This window comes from Caldisericia bacterium, assembly GCA_021158845.1.
GTDB lineage: Bacteria > Caldisericota > Caldisericia > B22-G15 > B22-G15 > B22-G15.
Map to the genome: position 1 here is coordinate 1 of JAGGSY010000101.1, position 3,539 is coordinate 3,539.

6 protein-coding genes are annotated in these 3,539 nt (G+C 34.8%); 3 read left to right on the forward strand and 3 right to left on the reverse strand.

Annotated features, from left to right (window positions below):
* Window positions 1-609: hypothetical protein (locus tag J7J33_03890; protein ID MCD6168431.1), on the reverse strand; the 609-nt coding region annotated here is incomplete at its 3' end.
* A gap of 34 nt (window positions 610-643) precedes the next feature.
* Here J7J33_03890 and J7J33_03895 point away from each other — a divergent pair.
* Together J7J33_03895 and J7J33_03900 are read left to right on the forward strand one after the other, a co-directional pair.
* Window positions 644-1,582 carry an NGG1p interacting factor NIF3 gene (locus tag J7J33_03895; protein ID MCD6168432.1) on the forward strand — a complete coding sequence of 313 codons (939 nt, stop codon included), beginning with the start codon at window positions 644-646 and terminating at the stop codon, window positions 1,580-1,582.
* Window positions 1,583-1,804, forward strand: a complete 222-nt coding sequence (locus J7J33_03900; protein ID MCD6168433.1) for a hypothetical protein — start codon at window positions 1,583-1,585, stop codon at window positions 1,802-1,804. It begins immediately after the preceding gene.
* A 4-nt stretch (window positions 1,805-1,808) separates the two neighbouring features.
* Here J7J33_03900 and J7J33_03905 read toward each other — a convergent pair whose 3' ends face one another.
* Together J7J33_03905 and ndk are read right to left on the reverse strand one after the other, a co-directional pair.
* Complete coding sequence (locus J7J33_03905) at window positions 1,809-2,732, reverse strand: branched-chain amino acid transaminase (GenBank protein MCD6168434.1); 924 nt, start codon at window positions 2,730-2,732, stop codon at window positions 1,809-1,811.
* Between the two features lie 26 nt (window positions 2,733-2,758).
* Window positions 2,759-3,160, reverse strand: coding sequence for a nucleoside-diphosphate kinase (gene ndk / locus J7J33_03910; protein ID MCD6168435.1), 402 nt, complete (start codon window positions 3,158-3,160; stop codon window positions 2,759-2,761).
* Window positions 3,161-3,205: 45 nt separating this feature from the next.
* Between ndk and J7J33_03915 the strand changes: the two genes are divergently transcribed.
* Window positions 3,206-3,539: radical SAM protein (locus J7J33_03915; GenBank protein ID MCD6168436.1), on the forward strand; the 334-nt coding region annotated here is incomplete at its 3' end.

Consider the following 3,539-nt stretch of genomic DNA (forward strand, 5'->3'; position numbering starts at 1 on the left):
TCTTATAGCTTTTTCTGATAGGGGATTTAACATTATGTCTTTCAATACTTTCATAGGAATAGTTATGGCATCACTTCCTGCAACCATAACTTCCTCAATCTGTTTTACACTCCTAAAACTTGCTGAAAGGATCTTTGTGGATGAATTCTCTCTTGTGATTATATCCCTTGCGTCTCTAACAAGTTTTATTCCATCTCCTCCATATCTTCCTATTCTATCTATATAGGGAATCACATAATCAGGTTGTAAAGGGAGAGAAACTATTATCTGTGGAAGAGAGAAAATGGATGTAATGGCAATTGGAATGTTCTCTCCCTTTAGAAGTGGGATTACCCTAAGACCCTCAGATGAGAAGGGAATTTTTAGTATAACGCCCTCAGGATAAAGAGAGAAATAACTTACTCCTTCCTTATAAATTTCCTCTTTGGTTTCTCCCAAAGTCTGAATAAAAATTTTAAAGTTGTTTTTCTTTGCGATATCTACAAGTTTCTCTACTTCTATTCTCTCTCTGGAAATAAGACTTGGGTTTGTTGTTATCCCTCTTATAAAAAGAAAATCCCTGACACTTAAAATTTCATCTTCTTTTGCGCTATCAAGAAATATCTCCATATTTCAATTATAATATAAAATTAAGGAGGTAGAAATGAAATTAAAAGAGATCTATGAAAAGGCAATTGAAATCGGAATTAGGTTTGATCCAAGAGGTGTGGAGTTTGTAAAGAAGGAGCTTGAAAAGAAAAGGGAAGAATTTGAAAAAATTCCTGAGCAAGAAAAGAAATTTTTTGATAAAGAGTCTTTAAAAAATCCCTACGGAGATACAAGGATACTCTTTGGGACAGGAGAGGAGGAGATAAAGAAAATTTTTACAGGTATAGATATAGATACTGGAGAACTTATGCTTGCAAAAAATTTCAATGCTGATCTTGTTATTGCTCATCATCCAAGAGGTATTGGACTTTTAAATTTATACAATGTTATGAAGGTCCAAGAGGAGATAAATCATATATGGGGTGTTCCAATAAATATTGTTGAGAAACTTTTGGGAAAGAGGATATCAGAAGTAGAAAGAAGTGTTCATGCATCCAATGCATATAGAGCAGTGGATTCAGCAAAGCTTTTGAATCTTCCATTTATGTGTTGCCACACTGCAGCAGATAATTGTGTAACTACTTTTCTCACAAATCTTATAGAGAAGGAGAAACCAGAGTATATCAAAGACTTAATGGATCTACTATTAACTGTACCTGAATATGAAGAGGCAGAAAAAATGGGTTTCGGTCTAAAAATATACGCAGGAAATAAAAAATCAAAGGCAGGAAAGATAGTAGTTGATATGACAGGAGGAACAGAAGGAGCGAAAGAGATGATGAAAAGGTTGTCCGATGCAGGGGTTGGAACTATTGTAGGTATGCACTTTTCTGAGGAACATAGAAAAGAAGCAGAGAAAAATTATATAAATCTACTTGTAGCAAGCCATATGGCTTCTGATTCTATTGGGATGAACATTATACTTGATGAGATAGAGAAGAACGGTGTTGAAATCATACCATTTTCAGGACTTATAAGGGTAAGGAGATATTAAATGCCTCTATTTTCCTTTTTACCTATAGCACCACCAGGAGAGGGAAATAAAATTCCAGAAAATTTGATTGAGAATAGATTTAACGCTCTTCCATGGATACTTATTGCATCAGGAGTAGCTTTATTAATACTCTCCTTCTTTTTTAGAACGAGAAAAAAGTTCATATATCTTTCAATTTCAATCCTCTTAGTAATAGTGGGAATTATCTTTCTTATCTGGTGAAAGTTTAATATACATACTCAAGCCAGCCGTACCTGTCTTCCTCTCTTCCCTCCACTATATCTAAAAACCTCCTTTGAATTTTAAGTGTTATTTCCCCTGCAACTCCTTTCCCAATAGGGATTCTATCAACACTTCTTATCGGTGTAACCTCTGCAGCAGTTCCAACAAAGAAAAGCTCATCTGCAATATACACCATCTCCCTTGGAATGAACTCAAACCTCACTTCAAACCCTAAATCTCTTGCTATTTTAACAATTGAATCTCTTGTTATTCCAACAAGTATGGATGCGGATACAGGTGGTGTAAATAAAACTCCATCCTTTACAAGAAAGATATTTTCTCCACTTCCTTCGCTCAAAAAACCAAAATTATCAAGTAAGATACCTTCTTTGAATCCATATTCTGCTGCTTCAAGCCCAACCAGAGATGAGTTAAGATAGTTCCCACTTGCTTTAGCCATGGCTGGTATTGTATCTGGAGCAAATTTTCTCCATGATGAGATCATAACATCAACTCCTTTTTTAAACTCCTCCTCACCCAGATACCTTCCAAATTCAAAAGCTATAATAGCCACCTGAACTGGTGAGCCTTTTCCTGTAGGACTTATTGTTCCATAACCTCTAAAAACTATTGGTCTTATATAGGCAGACTTCAATTCATTCCTTTTTATAAGTTCTTTTGTAGCTTCTTTTAGCTCCTCCAGAGAATAAGGAATTTCCATTCTATAAATTTTTGCAGAGTTGTATAGCCTTTTTAAATGATCTGTTAATCTAAAGATTTCAGGACCTCTATCTGCTTCATAACTCCTTATTCCCTCAAATACACCGGAACCGTAATGAACAACATGTGAAAGTACATGTATCTTTGCATCCCGCCACGGAACCATTTCTCCATCCATCCAGATAAACTTGGCTTCCTTTATAGCCATCTCTTCCTCCTTACTTTTTTACCTTATTATAATTCAAAAATTATTCTCTTCTCCCTTTTAAAACTTTCCTCTGAATCTGAGGCATGAACAAGATTTTCAGTGACATCCATTGAGAAATCACCCCTTATGGAGCCCATCTCTCTTTCCAAAGGATCTGTTGCTCCTATAAGAATCCTAAGCATCTTAATTGCATTTTTACCTTCCAACTCTATGGCAAGTATTGGTCCAGAAGTAATATAGTTTACAAGTTTGTTAAAAAAATCCTTACCCCTGTGTTCTTTATAAAATCTCTCAGCTTTTTCTCTTGAAAGATACTCAAACTTCATATTAACAATCTTAAACCCTTTAAGTTCCACCCTTCTTATTATCTCTCCAACAAGGCCTCTTCTAAAAGCATCTGGTTTTAATATAAGTAAAGTTCTCTCCATTTTTTCCTCCTTGAGTTTAATTATATATGAATCTATAATTAATTTATGAAAAAAAATTTCAAGTTTATTTATGGTCCTGTACCATCAAGGCGTTTTGGTAGGTCTCTTGGAGTTAACCCAATACCGCTGAAAACATGCAACTACTCATGCGTTTATTGCCAGCTTGGGAGAACTAAAAATTTTACAAATCAAAGAAGGAGTTTCTTTAAAAGAGAATTGATACTCTCAGAGATTAAAGAAGCTGTTAATAAATTTAACAACGAGATTGATTACATTACTTTTGTTGGAGAGGGAGAACCTCTTTTATCTAAGGATATAGGATACTTGATACAGAAGGTAAGAGAATTTACCGAGATAAAGACTGCCCTTATAACGAATG

What these genes read in the sequence shown, in the direction of transcription:
- J7J33_03895 (MCD6168432.1), top strand. Translation starts at nt 644, where the DNA reads ATGAAATTAAAAGAGATCTATGAAAAGGCAATTGAAATCGGAATTAGG.
- ndk (MCD6168435.1), bottom strand. Translation starts at nt 3,160, where the DNA reads ATGGAGAGAACTTTACTTATATTAAAACCAGATGCTTTTAGAAGAGGC.
- J7J33_03905 (MCD6168434.1), bottom strand. Translation starts at nt 2,732, where the DNA reads ATGGCTATAAAGGAAGCCAAGTTTATCTGGATGGATGGAGAAATGGTT.
- J7J33_03900 (MCD6168433.1), top strand. Translation starts at nt 1,583, where the DNA reads ATGCCTCTATTTTCCTTTTTACCTATAGCACCACCAGGAGAGGGAAAT.